General features: G+C 48.4%; 15 protein-coding genes and 1 pseudogene. 4 read left to right on the top strand and 12 right to left on the bottom strand.

Annotated elements, in window-relative coordinates:
* Window positions 1-10: 10 nt before the first annotated feature.
* From cysW to MKZ13_RS02610, 6 genes and pseudogenes are all read right to left on the bottom strand, one after another.
* Window positions 11-886, bottom strand: coding sequence for a sulfate ABC transporter permease subunit CysW (gene cysW / locus MKZ13_RS02635; RefSeq protein ID WP_036607456.1), 876 nt, complete (start codon window positions 884-886; stop codon window positions 11-13).
* 67 nt (window positions 887-953) lie between these two features.
* Window positions 954-1,790, bottom strand: a complete 837-nt coding sequence (cysT, locus tag MKZ13_RS02630; RefSeq protein ID WP_339181552.1) for a sulfate ABC transporter permease subunit CysT — start codon at window positions 1,788-1,790, stop codon at window positions 954-956.
* An 87-nt stretch (window positions 1,791-1,877) separates the two neighbouring features.
* The gene (locus MKZ13_RS02625; protein ID WP_221823720.1) at window positions 1,878-2,957 is read right to left on the bottom strand and encodes a sulfate ABC transporter substrate-binding protein; all 1,080 of its coding nucleotides are present in this window, start codon (window positions 2,955-2,957) and stop codon (window positions 1,878-1,880) included.
* Window positions 2,958-3,436: 479 nt separating this feature from the next.
* Window positions 3,437-5,314, bottom strand: a pseudogene (locus MKZ13_RS02620) (rhamnogalacturonan lyase).
* Window positions 5,315-5,550: 236 nt separating this feature from the next.
* Window positions 5,551-6,777 (bottom strand): transcriptional regulator, encoded by a 1,227-nt coding sequence (locus MKZ13_RS02615; RefSeq protein ID WP_339181550.1) that lies wholly within the window; start codon window positions 6,775-6,777, stop codon window positions 5,551-5,553.
* 335 nt (window positions 6,778-7,112) lie between these two features.
* Entirely contained in the window at window positions 7,113-8,168 is a 1,056-nt protein-coding gene (locus MKZ13_RS02610) for a lactonase family protein (RefSeq protein WP_339181548.1), read from the bottom strand.
* A gap of 235 nt (window positions 8,169-8,403) precedes the next feature.
* On the opposite strand from MKZ13_RS02610, the gene MKZ13_RS02605 reads away from it, so the two are divergent.
* The gene (locus tag MKZ13_RS02605) at window positions 8,404-9,264 is read left to right on the top strand and encodes an AraC family transcriptional regulator (RefSeq protein WP_339181546.1); all 861 of its coding nucleotides are present in this window, start codon (window positions 8,404-8,406) and stop codon (window positions 9,262-9,264) included.
* Between the two features lie 145 nt (window positions 9,265-9,409).
* Window positions 9,410-10,093: an S-layer homology domain-containing protein gene (locus MKZ13_RS02600; protein WP_339181543.1), complete on the top strand. Its 684-nt coding sequence runs from the start codon at window positions 9,410-9,412 to the stop codon at window positions 10,091-10,093.
* A gap of 127 nt (window positions 10,094-10,220) precedes the next feature.
* On the opposite strand, the gene MKZ13_RS02595 is transcribed toward MKZ13_RS02600, so the two are convergent.
* From MKZ13_RS02595 to MKZ13_RS02585, 3 genes are all read right to left on the bottom strand, one after another.
* Entirely contained in the window at window positions 10,221-10,847 is a 627-nt protein-coding gene (locus tag MKZ13_RS02595) for a nitroreductase family protein (RefSeq protein ID WP_076215923.1), read from the bottom strand.
* Window positions 10,848-10,914: 67 nt separating this feature from the next.
* Entirely contained in the window at window positions 10,915-11,046 is a 132-nt protein-coding gene (locus MKZ13_RS02590; protein ID WP_260632933.1) for a hypothetical protein, read from the bottom strand.
* A gap of 65 nt (window positions 11,047-11,111) precedes the next feature.
* Complete coding sequence (locus MKZ13_RS02585) at window positions 11,112-11,576, bottom strand: Rrf2 family transcriptional regulator (protein WP_339181540.1); 465 nt, start codon at window positions 11,574-11,576, stop codon at window positions 11,112-11,114.
* 430 nt (window positions 11,577-12,006) lie between these two features.
* Here MKZ13_RS02585 and MKZ13_RS02580 point away from each other — a divergent pair, with 430 nt between their 5' ends.
* Both MKZ13_RS02580 and MKZ13_RS02575 read left to right on the top strand, forming a co-directional pair.
* The gene (locus MKZ13_RS02580; RefSeq protein WP_339181538.1) at window positions 12,007-12,738 is read left to right on the top strand and encodes an MBL fold metallo-hydrolase; all 732 of its coding nucleotides are present in this window, start codon (window positions 12,007-12,009) and stop codon (window positions 12,736-12,738) included.
* A complete protein-coding gene (locus MKZ13_RS02575) occupies window positions 12,735-13,307 on the top strand; it encodes a TetR-like C-terminal domain-containing protein (protein ID WP_339181536.1) in 573 nt (190 codons plus the stop codon). Before MKZ13_RS02580 ends, MKZ13_RS02575 begins: the two co-directional genes overlap by 4 nt.
* 698 nt (window positions 13,308-14,005) lie before the next feature.
* Here MKZ13_RS02575 and MKZ13_RS02570 read toward each other — a convergent pair.
* Genes MKZ13_RS02570 through MKZ13_RS02560 form a run of 3 tightly spaced genes read right to left on the bottom strand, consistent with a single transcriptional unit; the run spans window position 14,006 to window position 17,767 of the window.
* Complete coding sequence (locus MKZ13_RS02570) at window positions 14,006-15,136, bottom strand: hypothetical protein (RefSeq protein WP_339181534.1); 1,131 nt, start codon at window positions 15,134-15,136, stop codon at window positions 14,006-14,008.
* A gap of 53 nt (window positions 15,137-15,189) precedes the next feature.
* The gene (locus MKZ13_RS02565) at window positions 15,190-16,632 is read right to left on the bottom strand and encodes a glycosyltransferase family 2 protein (protein ID WP_339181531.1); all 1,443 of its coding nucleotides are present in this window, start codon (window positions 16,630-16,632) and stop codon (window positions 15,190-15,192) included.
* Complete coding sequence (locus tag MKZ13_RS02560) at window positions 16,613-17,767, bottom strand: HEAT repeat domain-containing protein (RefSeq protein ID WP_339181529.1); 1,155 nt, start codon at window positions 17,765-17,767, stop codon at window positions 16,613-16,615. The genes MKZ13_RS02565 and MKZ13_RS02560 overlap by 20 nt, the downstream gene beginning before the upstream one ends.
* Between the last annotated feature and the right edge of the window lie 37 nt (window positions 17,768-17,804).

The raw sequence follows: 17,804 nt of genomic DNA, 5'->3' as shown, positions 1-17,804 counted from the left end.
CTTCTCATAATCACTTTTCTGAAACGGCTTTGTGTCCAAGCCAGCTCTTGAGCAGCAACGTGGCAAGAGCCAGAATCAGGAGCAGTGAAGCTACGGCAAACGAAGCCGAGAATTGATATTCGTTATACAAAATCTCGACATGAAGTGGTAACGTATTGGTCTCTCCGCGGATATGCCCGGACACCACAGATACAGCTCCGAACTCGCCCATAGCACGGGCATTACACAGAATAATGCCGTACAGCAGTCCCCATTTAATGTTGGGCAAGGTTACACTCCAGAAGATTCGCCACCCGGAAGCCCCTAGTGTAACCGCCGCTTCCTCTTCCCGGGTTCCCTGGTCCTCCATGAGTGGAATCAGCTCCCTCGCTACGAAGGGGAAGGTAATAAACAGCGTTGCAATCACAATGCCTGGCAGCGCAAAAATGATTTTGATATCATGTTCGGACAGCCACGGCCCTAACCACCCATTCGAACCAAAGACCAATACAAAGATCAACCCGCCCACCACAGGCGAAATGGAAAAGGGAAGATCAATCAGGGTAATCATGAGTCCTTTGCCCTTGAACTGGAACTTGGTAATGACCCATGCGGCGGCCACACCAAATATCGTATTCAGCGGCACGGTAATCGCCGCAACCAATAACGTGAGTTTCAGTGCAGACATGGCATCCGGCTCGGTAAGAGCCGCGATGTACACACCCCAGCCCTGCTTCAACGCCTCCATGAGCACAATGGCCAGTGGTAAAATAAGGAGCCAGATGAGTACCAGGCTTGCCAGTCCAATCAACAACCATTTGACCCATGGAGCTTCCGTTGTTGCACGATTAGTTCCACGCCCGGTCTTTACGGGTGGAACAGGGCTCAGTGGGACGGAACCCGCCATATGCTGCACCTCCTTTGGTTTGGGTGAGTGACATCTGATTGTATCCATACTCCATCATGTTTCATCGTCATGCTCTGCCCGCCTTCCGGCTCCAGCGCTGCAAAGAATTAATGATCAACAGCAGGATGAAAGAAACCAGGAGCAACAGCAAAGCTACCGCTGTAGCGCCTGCATAATCGAACTGCTCCAGCTTGGCCATGATCAGTAAGGGAGCAATCTCCGTTTTCATCGGCATATTACCTGAGATAAACACAACCGAGCCATATTCGCCAATGCCCCGGGCAAAAGCCAGAGCAAAACCCGTCAGCAGCGGTGGAATCAGATCTGGCAGCAGAATGGTGCGGAATATCCGCCATCTTCCTGCCCCCAGTGTGGCAGCCGCCTCTTCCACCTCAGCCCCCAGCTCCTCCAACACCGGTTGCACCGTGCGAACTACGAACGGAATTCCGATAAACATCAGCGCCAGCGTAATCCCGGCCTGTGAATAAGCGAGCTTGATGCCCAAAGGCTCTACAAACTGCCCAATCCAGCCATTGCCGGCATAGATCGCCGTAAGAGCAACCCCTGCTACCGCTGTCGGCAAGGCAAAAGGTAGATCAATGACCGCATCAAACAACCTTTTGCCCGGAAATTCATACCGAACAAGCACCCATGCCAGGAGTAACCCCAGCACGAGATCAATCAGCGCCGCTGCACCTGCGGTCAGGAAGCTGACCTGGAATGAAGCCAGCACCCTGGGATTGGTCGCAACCTCAATCATGGTTGCCCACGTCAGCCCTGTTGAGTTAAATAACAGCGCAGCCAGTGGAATAAGTACAACCAGGCTCAGGTAGAACACACTGTAACCCATCGTTAATCCAAATCCCGGCAATGTGCGTCTCCGCGCCACCATCACCTTGCTCATGCACGTTCATCCTCTCTGCCTTCAGCCGGTAAGGCTGGTTGGCCGCTCACAGCGCGATTGATCGGGTGTTCATTGAACAGAATAACCTTAGCTGCCTGGAACATAGATCTGGTCGAAGATACCACCGTCATTGAAATGTTTGGCCTGAGTATCCCGCCATGTACCGAATACATCTTTCAACGTGAACAGTTCAAGCGCCGGGAACTGATCCTTGAATTTTTCCTCCACGCTGTCCAGCGTTGGGCGGTAATAATTTTCAGAGGCAATTGTCTGTCCTTCTTCACTGTACAAATATTTCAGATAGGCATCCGCCACGTCGCGGCTTCCTTTTTTGTCTGCATTTTTATCCACAATCGCAACCGGTGGTTCAGCCAAGATACTAACCGAAGGCACGACAATATCGAATTTGTCCGGACCCAACTCTTTTACCGATAGGAAAGCTTCATTTTCCCAAGCAAGTAGCACATCACCGATGCCACGTTCAACAAACGTTGTCGTAGATCCGCGAGCACCGGAATCCAGTACAGGCGCATGTTTGAACAATTCACCAACAAATTCCTTCGCTTTCTCTTCATCATTGTTATTATGCTTAAGGGCATATCCCCATGCCGCCAGATAGTTCCAGCGTGCTCCGCCGGACGTTTTGGGATTCGGGGTGATGACTTGCGTATCCCCTGTGATCAGATCATCCCAGTCCTTGATGCCCTTTGGATTACCCTTACGCACAAGGAATACAATCGTAGAGGTGTAAGGAGCGCTGTTATGCTCGTATTTGTCCTGCCAGCCTTCGTTAATCAGACCTTTATCTTCAATCGCATCAATATCGTATCCCAATGCCAGCGTCACCACGTCTGCATCCAGCCCGTCAATAACAGAACGGCTCTGTTTGCCCGAGCCCCCATGAGATTGCTTGATGGTCACTTCCTGGCCTTTCTCTTTCAACCAATGCGCCGCAAACGCTTTGTTATATTGCTCATAGAGTTCCCGTGTTGGATCGTAGGAAACATTCAGCAGTTCGATGGCCTTGGCCCCTTCCTTGCCGCCTTCCGCTCCCCCCGATGTTCCTGCCGCACTGGACCCCCCGCTATCCGATCCGCATGCTGCCAGAACTCCTGTTAATACCAGTGCCAGACCAACCAGAATACCCTTGTGAATTCTCTTTTTCATTAAATACACTCCCCCGATATAGATCTGCATGACTACCTCAGGCCGGCTGATCAGGATGTAACGCCCCATAAAAAACAAGAAGACGGAGGAACCCCCGCGCACTTCTCCCCATAAAGTCATGCCGGCTTAAGGCCGTGCATGCTCCATCTGAAAAGGATGCGCTGCGGTGTTCCTCCGTCTATACGGTGAGAACGTTATTCTGTTCAGGTTGCATGGTTGCATCTGTCTGTAAAATGATCGTTTTCACAATGAAAACAGATTCGTTTTTATTATTCCTACCTGTTTAGTAAGTTATATACGTATAATAAAGGCAGTCTATATACCTGTCAAACGTTTTTTCCGATTTTTACCGTATTTCTGGGCTATTGGCAAAAAAAGAGGAACAACGAACCAGCGTCCGTTGTTCCCTTCAGCGAATCCCATACTTCGCTGGCTATTGTAAACCTAATCGGTAATGGACGGCTACACGTTGTCCATTCTCATCTGTCCGCATACCGAATATTGGGTACCGGTGGTGTGCTCATGCCTTCTCCCAGATAAAAACCAGTGTGTGGCGGTTGATTGTAGGCTACATTTTGCCAAGCGACGCCAAGTCGGTACACCGGATCATGCATCAGCGTATAGATGCGTTTGTCCGTAACTGCTGTTGTGGTATAGATCCTCAGTGCTGAGCTGTCATTCGTCCGCCATACCACTTCTTCTCTCCAGTCCCCGAACAGATCGGCCTGCAGATTCGGCGTAGACTTGGTTCCGTTATTGGAAGATACGCCGGAAGCGGTGAGCAGGTTCATCGTTGTGCTGTTGGCATAATTCCACTTGTCGATTCGGTTGCTGTCCAGCAGTTCACGAAGCAGATCCCCATCCCACCAGATCCCAAAATTCGTGGAGGACGGCAGAGTTGTCCCGAGTTTCTGCCCTTTGGCCGTATACAGACTGCCGTCTGCCCATACTTCAGCGCCTTTATATCTTGGATCAATATCTGCTGCCATGCCGCGTCCAATATCCTTCGTTGTTTTGACTCCCCAGATTAACTGGCCTGTACCTGCATCCCGGAACTCCACTCCGGCATTGGATGGCGTCTCATGAACCTGAAATACCTAAAGTCCAGGGCGATCCGGGTCGAGGTCACTCAAATGCATGGCATCGCCATGATGAAGTCCTGTTGTGTACAATCCTTTGCCGTTGTCATCCACTGCCATGGCACCATAAACGATCTCGTCTTTCCCATCTCCGTCTACGTCCGCCACACTCAGATTATGATTGCCCTGCCCGGCATAACCCGAGTTACCGGAGGTATTGGAATCAAATGTCCATTGTTTGGTCAGCTGTCCATTCCGCCAGTTATAAGCCACGAGCACTGTGCGGGTGTAGTACCCACGTGCCATGACCAGACTTGGGCGCTCTCCATCCAGATAAGCAATGGCGGCAAGGAATCGGTCCACCCGATTGCCGTAGTTATCCCCCCAACTGGATACATTGCCACGCGCCGGTTCGTAGTTCACCGTGGAGAGCGCTTTGCCAGTCTGTCCATTGAAGACCGTCAGGAATTCGGGACCAGACAACACATAACCGCTGGAATTGCGGTGATCCTTGCTTGCATCCCCGATGACCACACCAGTGCCATCCTTGGTGCCATCGGCTGTTTTCATCGCAACTTCGGCTTTGCCATCACCGTCGAGATCATAGACCATGAACTGGGTGTAGTGAGCGCCGGCACGGATATTTTTGCCCAGACTAATACGCCAGAGGCGTGTTCCGTTTAATTTGTAGGCATCGATAAACACTTCTCCGGTATAACCGCTCTGGGAGTTATCCTTGGAGTTGGAAGGGTCCCACTTCACAATCAATTCATACTCACCATCACCATCCAGGTCACCTGCACTGGCATCGTTGGCACTGTAGGTGTAGGCTACTCCATCGGGCGTTGTCCCGCCTGCGGGTACACTGAGCGGTACAGATAGATAGTTATTGCCCCATACGCTTGCTGCCGCTGAAGCAGCCTGCTCCGTTCCACTGACGACAGCGCGAACCGTATATTTGGAACTGCTTGTCCCGCTTGCATCCTGAAGGTTGGTGCTGTTTGTTATGGGCGTAGCATTCACCTTGGTTCCATCCCGATAGACATTAAACGATACATTCGAGCCTTCCGTTCCCATAAGCCGCCAACTGACAAACACACCTGTCCCGGTCTTCACAGCCACCACACCGCGATCCAGATATTCCATCTGCCTCGGACCTGCTGCATGTGTTACCGGCGTGTTGCCAAGGCCAAGCGAAGTAATCAGTAACGCGGAACTCAGCAGGGATACTCCCGCTGTACGTAATGTGCGCTTCCACAATGATGATCGATTTCCCATAAACAATTGCCTCCCCAATTGTATTGGTAAGCCCGATGCCCTTGTAGCGCCATCTTTTTATGTAAGCGCTTTAATATATTCATTTTAAATTAAACATATAATTCCATCTATAGGTCTAATTTAGTAATTGAATGGTTGGTACATGAAAAAAGCCAACGGATTTCTCCTTTGGCTTCGTAAAGTATATTACAGTGTAATCATAATGCTAAATAGATTCAGAACTAAAGTACTTGTTATTAAGCATTAATTCGCTGCATTTCATTAATTAGTAATTTAAGCTTTTCCTTGTCTTCAAAATTTTCACTGCTAAAGCTTTTTTCAAGAAAAGCCATTACATATTTAATGAAATTGAGATCATTATTTTTTTGAATAGAGAAGTTCAATCCTTCTAAAATTCGACTTATTGCAACATCGCGATTGTGGTTTAAATAGTATATCGCCAATTCCCCTAGAAGTTTTGCATAATTTTGATTCATCATTGAAGAATTGTATTGTCCAAACTCTGTCTTGTATGTACGTAAAGGAATGTAATCCGAGAAACGCTCTAAAATATCATCAATATTCCAGTTAAACTTATTCGCTGCCTGGATGATGTAACGTAATGCCAAAAATATCTCATCCGGGTATTGTGTGATGTAATTTGCATATTCGTTAACAACATTTATATCTCCAGATAACATCTGATAGAGATACTTATTAGCCATTGCCCATTCTTCGAATTGCTTCAGCACACGTCGAGACTCATCATCGTCCTCCCGCACCCAGCTCTGTCCACTTGCATAAAGCCCCACAAGTTCTAATGCTTTGTCATAGTCTCCCTGCTCCTCAAATACCGTCGACTGAATCAACCAAGCATATAGTATATAAAAGTAAAGTGGCCGCACTGTTAGTTTCCACTCCTGATTTTGTCGTTCCGAAATGTTAATTGTATTATATTGAATTTTGGCTAACTGTAACATCTTGTCAGCAAAATTTTTAACTTCGCTCCATTTATTTACCGAGCCAAAAACATGAATTAGATCTTTGAAGGCTTCAAGTTGGTATCCCTCATCCAACCGGTCAACATAGGGCTTGAACAAGATAGCCATCCTTAGATTTTCCTCCAGGTTCTCACCTTGTCCAATTAGAAACATGCGATACTGACACATCGCAAGCCGTTCGGAATGCTGATATTTCTCAACTTCACTCACACTCTTATATAACAATGCCGCCGCAGACCGCTGATTTTGTTCAAATAATTGTTCAGCCATCTCAAATAGTTCTGTCGCATAATCCAGGTCGTCCAGTAGCCGATAAAGAATCTGTTCAATGCAGTCCAGCCGATTCAACTCCGCACTTCGGAGAATAAACGGTCTGATCCGCCGCATGGATACGGAATAAGCAAAACATTCTTCCACATAGTCGGCAAAAAAATGATCTGCTGCCACGCCCATTCCTGATGATATCGCAATCAACTGACTCACGGATATGGGACGATTTCCATGTAAAATACGACTAATTGTGCCTGTATTAATGCCAGATACTTCCGAGAATCGGGAGAGCGTCATGCTGTTCTTATCGATATACTGGGTTAATTGCTCCCGAATTGAATTTGCAGGTATCAAGGAAAGCACCACCCTTCGTGCAACATCCAGATTTTAGGTTTTATCCCTATATATCCTGATCATAATGAACGTTCGAACGATGGTCAATAAAAAAATGTGATAATTGCCACTATTTTCAAGTTATTCGCATAAAAAGACTAAAAAAGCTGTAAAACCATGTATTTCTCCATGATTTCACAGCTTATAGACAACTTTTACACCACAGGCGCAATACATACCGGACGAGGCAGTTCCAGCTTGAACCCGTTATGTGTCAGACGTCCGTCTTCTTCACTGATCTGGAAACCTACGAGGTTATTGCTGTCCTGATTCGCCACAACCAGAATCCCACCTGGCAAAATATTAAAGTTACGCGGTGTCTGCCCAATCGTGGACGTCCACTCTACGGCTTCCAACTTACCGCTCTCTTGGTCAATATGATAGAGCACGATGCTGTCATCTCCCCGATTGGATGCATACAGGAAGCGTCCACATGGAGATACACGGATGTCCGCAGCTGTCCCCTCTCCTTTATGCCCTTCTGGAAGTGTGGAAATGTGCTGTACCGTAGTGAACTCCCCTCTGCGCTCATCGTACAGGAATGCCGTAACCGTGTTGTTCAATTCGTTGATTACATATGCCCACTTCGAGTTGGGATGGAACACAAGATGCCTTGGCCCTGCGCCTGGTGGTTGATCCATCTCACGATGGGTAACCAGACGTCCCTCTTCCAACCGATACACAATGATCTGATCCAGACCGAGATCACATACGACAGCATACTGCCCGGACGGATCGGGTTGAATGGAGTGTGCATGCGGCCCTTCCTGGCGGTCTTCATTGATTCCACTTCCCGTGTGCTCCACCCATGCACTCATCTCACCAAGCGTCCCCTGATCGCCAACCGGGAATACATTGACACTGCCGCTGCTATAGTTGGATGAGAACACCCACTGACCATCCGTGGAGACAGACACATAACATGGAGAAGCCCCTCTGGTCTGTTTTCGATCCATCAGGTGCAGCTCACTCGTTGCCGCATCTCTCCGATAGACCAACACCTCTCCCTCGTCCGTTTCACTCGCCACATACAGACAGTTCCCATCTGGGCTTAGCGCCAGATAAGACGGATTATCCACACCATCCATGTGATTGACGATTCGCATCTCTCCTGTATCCGCATTCAACGCACATAGGAATATTCCGGGTTCATCCGCTGACGCATACGTACCTGTATAGAAAAACGTTTCCTGAGTCGTGACTGGTTCCATAACTATATCTCTCCCTTATCCTATATATTCACTGTTCTGATTCTTCCCACTAGTATGTACTTACCCAATTCACGGGCAACTGCTTCACTTCCTGTAACGTGGCTTTCTAAATCGAGAACACCTCCGGTGAGCGCTCTCATATCTGTCATTGACTCCCTTATCGCCTCTCACCATAATACAAAGTATGAGACCTAACAACAGACCACCCCTACAGCGTAAATCTGACGGATTTCGTATGCAAAAACTCATTGTGCTTCCGGACGCCCTGCTGCAAGAAACCGCAGCTTATCCGGTCACGTGCGGATTATACGTAACCGATATCGGTTACTTTCACGAAGCGGAGCATCATTACCGTGATCGTCCCGATGGTTGTGAATCACACATTCTGATGTACTGTGTCCAAGGCACAGGCTGGTATACGATGGATGGCAGCAAGACATATGATGTCAACCCGGGAAACCTCGTTATATTACCTGCACATGTTCCTCATGTGTACGGAGCAAACGCAGCTGAACCATGGAGCATCTTCTGGATTCATCTGCGCGGGGAACACGCTTTATCCTACATAGAACCCTTGTTAACTCATCATATTACTACCATGCCCCCGGCCAAGGCTCAAAAATGGCTTGAGTTGTTCCATGAATGTTACGGCGCGTTAGAGACGGGTTACTCCATGCAAACGATGACGTATGCCTCCCAGATTATTGGTTATATGCTCGGTATGCTCGCTTATGGGCCAGAAACGACAGGAACAGATGGCGGGGTCGTCAGTAGCAAACGTGCGGCTGAACAATCTGTCCAGTATATGCTGGAGCATCTGGAGAACGGAATCACCCTCAAGGAACTGGCGGCACACGCGCGGCTGTCTGTCCCTCATTACTCACAGTTGTTCAAGCAAGCTACAGGGCATTCGCCCATCGATTATTTCCTGCGGCTGAAGATTCAGCATTCCTGCCGCTATCTGGATTTTACTGATTGGACCGTGAAGCAGATCAGTTCCGAGCTTGGATTCAAGGACCCTTACTACTTCTCCCGTCTGTTCAGCAAAATGATGGGTCGTTCACCCACGGATTATCGAAATAAATCCAAAGGTTAGAGGTAGTGCCTCCACTTAGCCCTTTCTGAATGATTATGAATTCAGTTGGAAAATTCCAGCAACCTTTTAAACAGAAGGGTCGTCTATAGGGGCAAATAACTTTTATATAAAGGGATTATCCCTGGAAAAGTGAGGCGCACCTATCATGAGAAAAAATATAATTGCTACATTAACTGCGGGAGCTCTGCTCACGCTGTCTCTGAGTGCAGGCCCGATCAACGCTGCGCAGGCCCAATTCACGGATATTCAAGGTATCGCAGGAGCAGACAAAATTGAATCTCTCCATCAGGATGGATTCATCAAAGGCGTGAGTGACAGCTTGTTCAAACCTGAACTGGAGTTAAATACCGCTCAGGGCATTCAACTGATTGCGGATGGACTGAATCTGAATCTGGACACGATTCGTTTTATCAAACAGCCGCTGCCAAGTGACCACTTCTCTCATGTAAAAGATGGCGTATGGTACAGTGATGCATTTATCCGTGCACAATATAATGGCATTCAGATGTCACAGGATATCGATCCGTCCAAACCGCTTACTCGTGAACAATTCACACTGTTCCTGATGCAAGGCATCGAGGCCAAAGGCGGTCTGCCGATGATTAATATCAAACCTGTGGACATTACCGACGAACAGGAACTTACGCCGGAGTATCAAGGTGCCATTCAGCGTTCACTCGTTCTCAAAATCAATCAACTGGATGCCGACGGCAACTTCAATCCCAAACAAACGATTACTCGTGCCGAAGCAGCAGTGATGATGTATAACGCAATTGAGTACATGCAATCGTTCCATGCACCACAAATCCCGGAAACACCTGAGGAGTAATATTTCCTTGGTGGAAGCAGTAAGCCAAACAGCCGCACCTTCCCTCAACAGGAAAGTGCGGCCGTTTGTATTATACCGTTATTTATACCTATATCACTGATGCAATCATCAGATTTAACTTTCTAACTTAGAAAGAACCTTTAACAACAACCTCAGACAACGGTAAACGTCCTGACGGGCGAGCTGGCTGTGCAGCTTTACCTACAGTAATCAACAACGTTGGCACAAATCGTGCAGGAATGTTGAATGTTTCGATCAGTTTTTGTGGATTATATCCACCGATTGGACATGTATCGTAACCCAGGGAGCGTGCAGCAAGCATAATATTTTGGGAAGCAAAAGATGCATTGCGGATCGCTTCATCGCGAGCGATTTGCGGGCTTTGGTAAGCACCGTTGATCTGTCCAACCAATGCGTCACGAACCTCAGCAGTCAGTGCGCCTGCTTCAACAGCTTGATCGTAGATTACGGTGTTTCGGTTTGCTTCCAAATCTCCAAGAACAGCAATCGTAACCGAACTTTCCACGATCTGACTTTGACCGTAAGCAACTGGCAGCAATTTCGCTTTGTCTGCTTCGGATTCAATCACGAGGAATCTCCAGTGTTGCAGGTTCCATGAAGATGGTGCTTCCGCTGCTGCTGTCAGAATCGCATTGAGATCAGCTTCAGGCAATTCAAACCCTTTTTCGTACTTTTTGACAGCATGGCGTTCGCTAATAACGCGAAGTGTTTCATTTTTTTCAATGCCTGACATGTGTTCCACTCCCCAGAATCTAGTTTGTTTATACTTCTTTACTTTCGCAAGGTAATCTTGAAGAATACTACTCTCCCAAGGATTTGCCTTCCGAAAATAACATCAGCGCAGATAATCTCTCCCCATCTGTGTTCACGTTATGCCCGGAATCGCCTGAGAACATCAATGGATCTTTCACCGGAGCACACGCCAATGCCATAACTTGTCCACCATGCCTGACTAAACCAAGGCCATGTCATGAAGGACCATTCGTTGTGGACTCCGTCAGGACTTCTCCTTTGCAGGCAATCCATTCAGCGACAGGGTTATCGCTTTCCCATGACCTATGCGCTCTTTCACATCCTGAATGGATATACGGTCAAAATAAGCGCTGAGCGCCTCTTCGCCTCCGTTATATATGTTCCCCATCACATCCTGCATATTGGAAGAAACTACGCACGATGAACCAGACTCCCCTGAGCACCAGTTGGGACCGAGTGAACCACCAGCTACCAGTCTGTACAATTCTCCCAGCTTGATCTCTTCACTTGGACGGCTAAGCAAGTACCCACCATGAGCACCTTCCTTGGTCGTCAGGTAACCATGCTTGCGCAGAACACTAAGTACCTTACGGACTCTGGCCGGGTGTGTACCCACACTCTGGGACAAATCTTCACTATTGGCCATACACTCATCTCTCATCGACAGAAAAACAAGACAATGCACCGCTATGGTAAATTCGCTGTTCATAACTTACTCCTTCCCGGCTTACAACACCGATGAACTCCAACTCAAGGTAAGTATAACTGTCATTATATGAATAACAGTTATGTTTGTCAACTTTCATCCCGAATGGAGGTCAAACGTGATTTTTCCTGTTATACCAATACTTACAGCTCATCAACACAATTAAGCTAGGATGAACATCCTGTCTTCATTTTAATCCAAAAAAGACAAAAAAGTGAGCCTTTCGCTACGCGAAGGGCTCCAATAAGATAGACATATGAAAGGGCTTACGTGATTATTATAATCGGTAATCCTCAATTTGAAAACGCTTTTTTTGTAAAGTGCATCATTATTTTAAATTTTTTTTATTTAAATAAAATGAACAGCAGGTATTGCTAAAACTAATGCCATTAGTTATTATACTAATACCATTAGTTTTAAGGAGGGTTTAACGATGCGTATTACCCGAGAATTTGATGTCGTTCAAGTTACGTTTTTCCCAAGACTCTTCCCTGTGAACGTATACCTGGTTGAAGAGAAAGATGGTTTAACCCTGATTGATGCCGGAATACCGGTCAGTCTTAAAGGGATTTTGGCAACTGCGCAGTCCCTTGGAAAACCCATTACCAAGATCATTCTGACTCACGCTCATAGCGACCATATTGGTGCATTGGATCGTCTCACAGAGGCACTGCCTCAAGCCGAGGTCTTCATCTCCAGACGGGATGCCCGGCTATTGGCGGGTGATACTTCCCTTCTTCCCGGTGAGCCACAAACCCCGGTACGCGGCGGGGTGCCTAAACCCAAAGCGGTGCACACCCAGCCAAACCACTTGCTGGATGACGGTGACCAGATTGGTTCACTGGTCGCCATTGCCTCACCAGGACATACGCCGGGGCATATGTCCTTCATGGATACGCGCAGCAGCGTGCTCATCGCTGGCGACGCGTACCAGCTGCAAGGCGGCCTTGCCGTATCCGGCCGCGTGCGCCCGCTCTTCCCGTTCCCCGCGCTGGCGACGTGGAACCGCGAAGCGGCTCTGACCAGCGCGAAGCGCCTGGCGGAGCTGGAACCGTCCGTGCTGGCTGTAGGCCACGGACGGATGCTGCGCCAGCCCGCGGCAGCCATGCGCGCGGCAACCGCTGATGCACAGCAGCGGTTTGATCTTGCCGGGGGGCAACTATGAGCCCCCGGCAAGGGCTGGATCGCGGCGCTCTGCTCAGCGCCGCCGCCCAGCTTGCTGACAGCGACGGCTTTCAGGCGCTGACACTGGCCGCGTTGGCACAGCGGCTGGATGTGCGCTCGCCGTCGCTTTACAACCACATCAGCGGACTTCCCGGGCTTCGCCAGGAAATGGCGCTGATGTCCGTGCAACAGCTTAGCCGCACATTAACCGCGGCTATCGCTGACCGCACTGGCGATGATGCCATCCAGGCCATCGCTGCGGCATACATTGGCTTCGTCCGCAAGCACCCCGGGCTGTACGAAGCCTCATTCCATGCCCCGGATCGCGAAGAGCCACAGCTCGCCGCGGCCAGTACAGCTACGCTGGAGTTGCTGCTACACAGCTTGCAGCCCTACCCGCTCACCGAAGCGGAAGCATTGCACGCCGTTCGTGGTTTGCGCAGCCTCTGCCATGGATTTGCCTCCATTGAGGCACAGGGCGGCTTCGGCATGAACTTTGATCCAGACGAAAGTCTGCGTCTGACCGTATCCGCCTTCCTGCACGGACTCCGGCATCTTCACCAGGACTAGTTAAGCCTCGCATTGCATCATGAAAAAAGACTGCAGAAGATCTGCAGTCCTTTTTGCATTGCGGTGTACCGGTACATCCCATAGATTTGACAGTAATAATGTTATAGTTACGCCAATTATTTTCAACACATTAACATCCACTTTGAATTCATCTTTCATCGGCTTGTGTTCATTTAACGTGTCTGTGATTCGTTACATTTACCAACGTACCCAATTAGGCCATATAAGATGTGCTGAGTTCGTTAGAACGTGCTACATACGGTGCTTCAGATCACGATGTCATAGATACTCGTCCACTCATCATAGCGGCGCACGTCCAGACACACATTAGGGCGATTCTCGATACGGAGCTTACCCTAATCGTGATGCACACGTTAGTACTTGTTTCAGTACGTGTTTTAATACGAATCTTTATAGATCACACTGCATCTACGCCGCAGCGGGATGATTCTTGTTTCGGATCTAGCTACAACTCCCATTGTTCAGGGCGGTAAGAGTCTGAAACGTATTCGATCTCCCCAGTCCCAATCCCCTTTCACTTGGCAATCTGATCCTTACTTGATTCGCCCTGTCTCTCAATTACACTTTTGCCACTCACAACAACGCACTTCTCTATTATGTACATCTCCCGTTCCTCTCGAAGGCTGGAATGGACTTTAGCTTCCCTCTTTCCATCGAAACGGTTCTCGATAGCCTATCTATGGCCATTGCTGCCGTCCATCCTGCACTTCTTTCAAAATATGCTTCATCACGGGCACGTACACCTTCCAGTAGAACATGTCCGGAATATCTTTCTGATCTGGCGTAAGTTTGGACCGGACGACCTCCCAACCCCGGATTCGGCGCCAGAAGGAATAATGCTTCATCTCTCCGAATGACCCTGCCATGTAATACGACCGATTATAGTCGTCGTAGTGGACAAGTGCAGCAAATTCCGCAGGAATTCCTGCATCCACCAGCTTCTGCTCGCCTGTCTCCGTGAGATCCGTCTTGTACCAGGCCAGTATGGAATTCTTCTGTTGCGGCAAAATGATATCGAACCAGCCATTGTAATGTATATCCTGGGTTATACCGCTCCAATCGCTGCCTTCCGGTGTAAATGCAATCTGTATATTGCCTGTCTTCACATCCGGACCTTTCTCCAGTACCATGACCTGTCCATCCATATGTATCAGCAGCATACCCGCTCCGCGATAATGCCATTTCTTCTTCTCCTGCTGCTCATAGTGCGCCCTAACCCAGCGGGGTACTTCTTCTATACTTTGCAGATCAGATACCGATTTCCCCTGCCATCCACTGCTGTCCACACCCAAGATCGGGTATAGCTGCTCTCTTGTCATCTTGGAAGCCGTATTCGCCAATGCACTGTATTCGGCAACAATCGTCACGCCTTTATACGCAGCCTCGCGAATCTTCTGCACATCATATATTGTTAACCCTTCATAGACTTCGTCTTGCTTCCGTTCATTCTTTTGTGCAGACAGACTACTCCGATTCGCCGTCAGATAGATCAGATCCGTGTCCGTCACCTCATCAGGCAACAATCGCTTCATCCGAGGAAGCCCGTCCTGAAGATCATAGCCGTAATAATCCTCTTCATAGGAATAGTGTTCCCCTGTTTGCTGTACGATCTTCTGCTGATTCAGCAACCAGACCAATCCCCTGTGCCCCTGATAGGACTGGTCAGGTCTGCTCTTGTCAATAATCATGATGTTAAGCGGAACCGGGGCCTGGGATTGCCACATAATCCAGGGGACAACCAGCACCACCGATACCACTGTAAAACAAGCCAGCGTCCACATCGTGGCTGGCCTGTAACTTTTTTTCATGAAGCGTCTTCCTCCTTGCTCTGTTCCAAGGTATTACCAGGATTGCCGATAGTTTACCCCAATCCATTCCTGATCTCCTTCTCCTTTTCCTTCCTCAATCCCATAGCCTGCAAAATGCCAAACATACGGAATGTATTGTTCAGCGGTCTGAACCAGAACGTCTCCGAACAAGCATACAATAACAGACGCGTCACTGCTCTGGACGTATACGCTTTGCGTGAACACCATACTTCGAACATTACCATACCTGCGGACAACAGTGAACCATAGAGCGTCAGCAGCAGAACGAGAATGATGCATAGGTTGATATCCACCAACTGTAGCCCTATGCCTGAGATGAACAGCAAAATCACTCCCAGTTCCATCAAAGGGCCCAACAATTCGATCAGAATAAAATACGAGATGGATACCATCCCCATCCAGCCATAGGCCGGATTGAAGATCATGCTCCGCTGGGCCCATAGACTGCTTGCAAGCTGCATGTGCCAACCGATACGTTGTCTGCACAGCTGACGCCATGTACCGGGCACTTCTACCCTGCAGATCGGATCGGGAATGTATATAATACGACCACGTTCCCGAGTTCGCTTCATATGTTTCTGCAACCGCATGACCAGTTCCATGTGAGCGACCTGGTCATCGCGCTTGTAACCGCCAACTTCCATCACCCGGTTTTTTTTGAATACACCAAATACTTCAGACGTAAATAAAAGCACATTAATATTGTAACGAACAAGTCCCACACCACCAATCAAAAAAGCACGCACGTATTCAATCGTCTGCATTACATACAACGTACTGTCCGTAAGTCTTGTGCTGTTATCCGTTAAATCTGTATGATCCGTCTTTCTGGGGGCCATGAGATCTACTCGTCCACTACAAGCAACAACCTCTTCTCCCGGGAGAGCATCCATAAAGGGTTTCATAATCTTCACCAATGCATCCCGTTCCAGAACTGTCCAAGGTCCAACAGAGGCGATATAAGGATATTGCGAGATATTCAGGCCTGCATTCAGGGAGTCCATTCGTCCTCCATACTCCTTGTCGATCACAACCAGACGATGATGTAACCTGGATTGGTAGACACATTTAATCTGAGCTGTCTCCTGGCCGAGTCCCGAATAATGAACTTTACTCCGAATGGGCATCAGGTCATAGGTTTCTTTTAGACGCCGCATTGTTCCATCCTCTGATCCATCATTAATGATAATAACCTCATAGCGTGCATACTGAATATCGAGCAGACAATCAATTCGCTGTACGATCGTATTCTCACTATTACGCATCGGGACAAGCAGGGATACCGCAGGAGCCAGTTCTTCATCCAACATCTCATGATATTGCAGCGGGTCCAGATCCCTCTGGCGAATCAATGTACGAGCGGCAGCAACGACCAGAACACTGCACATCACAATCGCTACCACCAGATAGATAAATATCCCCTCGTAACATGCCAAAACAAAACTCTGCAACATCTCAATCCATCTTTCGTCCATACTGCATCCTTTCCAGCGTTTCCTCCGCTATCTGCCTTGCATATTTATCCGGATGGTTTACAGCCGTTTCCCGGAGTTCTTCAAGTCCCTGCTCGTACCGGGCAAGAGAGTTCGCCGCTTCCTGTCGGATCTGAAAAGAAGGATCACCCATCATTACCTTCAGCCTAGGAATAAAAGCATCCGCATGAACAGTACCCATAAGCTGGGTCACTGTTAGTCTTTCAGAGCGTTGCCTCTCTTCACCAGATTCGTTCCATACCAGCAATAGCCCCTTCAGCATATCTTCGCAACCTCTGCCCACTTGAGCCAATGCCTGATACGCATGGGTACGCAGCAGCGCATCCTCTCCAAGAATGAGCTTCTCCAGTAGAACAACAGCACCCTCCGTCCGGTCATCCCGAATACGAATGGCGTGGACGATATTAGACTGGACCTGATAAGGTACCTCCTTGAAATGATCCTTCAGACGAGTCCAGGATGAATCGGTAAGCAACAGCAGAATCTGCAGATACTGCGAATCGGACCATACATATTGCTCACGCATCAATTCCTTCACGATTCTGAAATAACCGGTTCGGGCATATATGCGCAATATGATGAAGCGTTCAAGCGGCGTACAGGAAGTAACCCGTAGCATATCCTCTAACCTGGGCAGAAGCTCTATCATATGAAACTGTTCAATATATAACAACGTGTTGACCCGTTCACTCCTCTTTCCCGTCTTCAGAACCGACCGGTATGAACTTCCAAAGACTTGCCAGGATAACAGACGAATTCGCAGAGTCTCGTGCTCTACCGGACCTTGAGCAAGCCGTTGCAATAACACCTGCTGCAAAACGCTCTGTTGATCTCCACTCATATTCAGTAAGTCTACTTTTACTTCTCCTTGGCCCAGGTACTTCTGTAACACCGAATCTTCGGAAAGTAATTCCTTCATCAGTGCCGTCTTAACTTTGTCCCTGCGCCCACTGCTATATTTCATCCATAAGATGTAACCGTAGATAACCAGCAAAAAAGCTAGTACACTTGCACATACAAGGCTGACCACATGTACCAACCAATCTGTATTACCTGCAAGCCACCCACTATGATGTGAGCCGATAAGCTTGATATACATCCATTGTTGTCCAATCATTGCATGATTTCCCCTTAATCGAATAAACGGCCTTACA

This window comes from Paenibacillus sp. FSL R5-0701, from assembly GCF_037973995.1.
In the GTDB taxonomy this organism is placed as follows: domain Bacteria; phylum Bacillota; class Bacilli; order Paenibacillales; family Paenibacillaceae; genus Paenibacillus.
This window is presented reverse-complemented; position numbering and strand designations above follow the sequence as displayed.

What these genes read in the sequence shown, in the direction of transcription:
- cysW (WP_036607456.1), bottom strand. Translation starts at nt 886, where the DNA reads ATGGCGGGTTCCGTCCCACTGAGCCCTGTTCCACCCGTAAAGACCGGG.
- cysT (WP_339181552.1), bottom strand. Translation starts at nt 1,790, where the DNA reads ATGAGCAAGGTGATGGTGGCGCGGAGACGCACATTGCCGGGATTTGGA.
- MKZ13_RS02625 (WP_221823720.1), bottom strand. Translation starts at nt 2,957, where the DNA reads ATGAAAAAGAGAATTCACAAGGGTATTCTGGTTGGTCTGGCACTGGTA.
- MKZ13_RS02610 (WP_339181548.1), bottom strand. Translation starts at nt 8,168, where the DNA reads ATGGAACCAGTCACGACTCAGGAAACGTTTTTCTATACAGGTACGTAT.
- MKZ13_RS02605 (WP_339181546.1), top strand. Translation starts at nt 8,404, where the DNA reads ATGCAAAAACTCATTGTGCTTCCGGACGCCCTGCTGCAAGAAACCGCA.
- MKZ13_RS02600 (WP_339181543.1), top strand. Translation starts at nt 9,410, where the DNA reads ATGAGAAAAAATATAATTGCTACATTAACTGCGGGAGCTCTGCTCACG.
- MKZ13_RS02595 (WP_076215923.1), bottom strand. Translation starts at nt 10,847, where the DNA reads ATGTCAGGCATTGAAAAAAATGAAACACTTCGCGTTATTAGCGAACGC.
- MKZ13_RS02590 (WP_260632933.1), bottom strand. Translation starts at nt 11,046, where the DNA reads ATGGCATTGGCGTGTGCTCCGGTGAAAGATCCATTGATGTTCTCAGGC.
- MKZ13_RS02585 (WP_339181540.1), bottom strand. Translation starts at nt 11,576, where the DNA reads ATGAACAGCGAATTTACCATAGCGGTGCATTGTCTTGTTTTTCTGTCG.
- MKZ13_RS02580 (WP_339181538.1), top strand. Translation starts at nt 12,007, where the DNA reads ATGCGTATTACCCGAGAATTTGATGTCGTTCAAGTTACGTTTTTCCCA.
- MKZ13_RS02575 (WP_339181536.1), top strand. Translation starts at nt 12,735, where the DNA reads ATGAGCCCCCGGCAAGGGCTGGATCGCGGCGCTCTGCTCAGCGCCGCC.
- MKZ13_RS02570 (WP_339181534.1), bottom strand. Translation starts at nt 15,136, where the DNA reads ATGAAAAAAAGTTACAGGCCAGCCACGATGTGGACGCTGGCTTGTTTT.
- MKZ13_RS02565 (WP_339181531.1), bottom strand. Translation starts at nt 16,632, where the DNA reads ATGGACGAAAGATGGATTGAGATGTTGCAGAGTTTTGTTTTGGCATGT.
- MKZ13_RS02560 (WP_339181529.1), bottom strand. Translation starts at nt 17,767, where the DNA reads ATGATTGGACAACAATGGATGTATATCAAGCTTATCGGCTCACATCAT.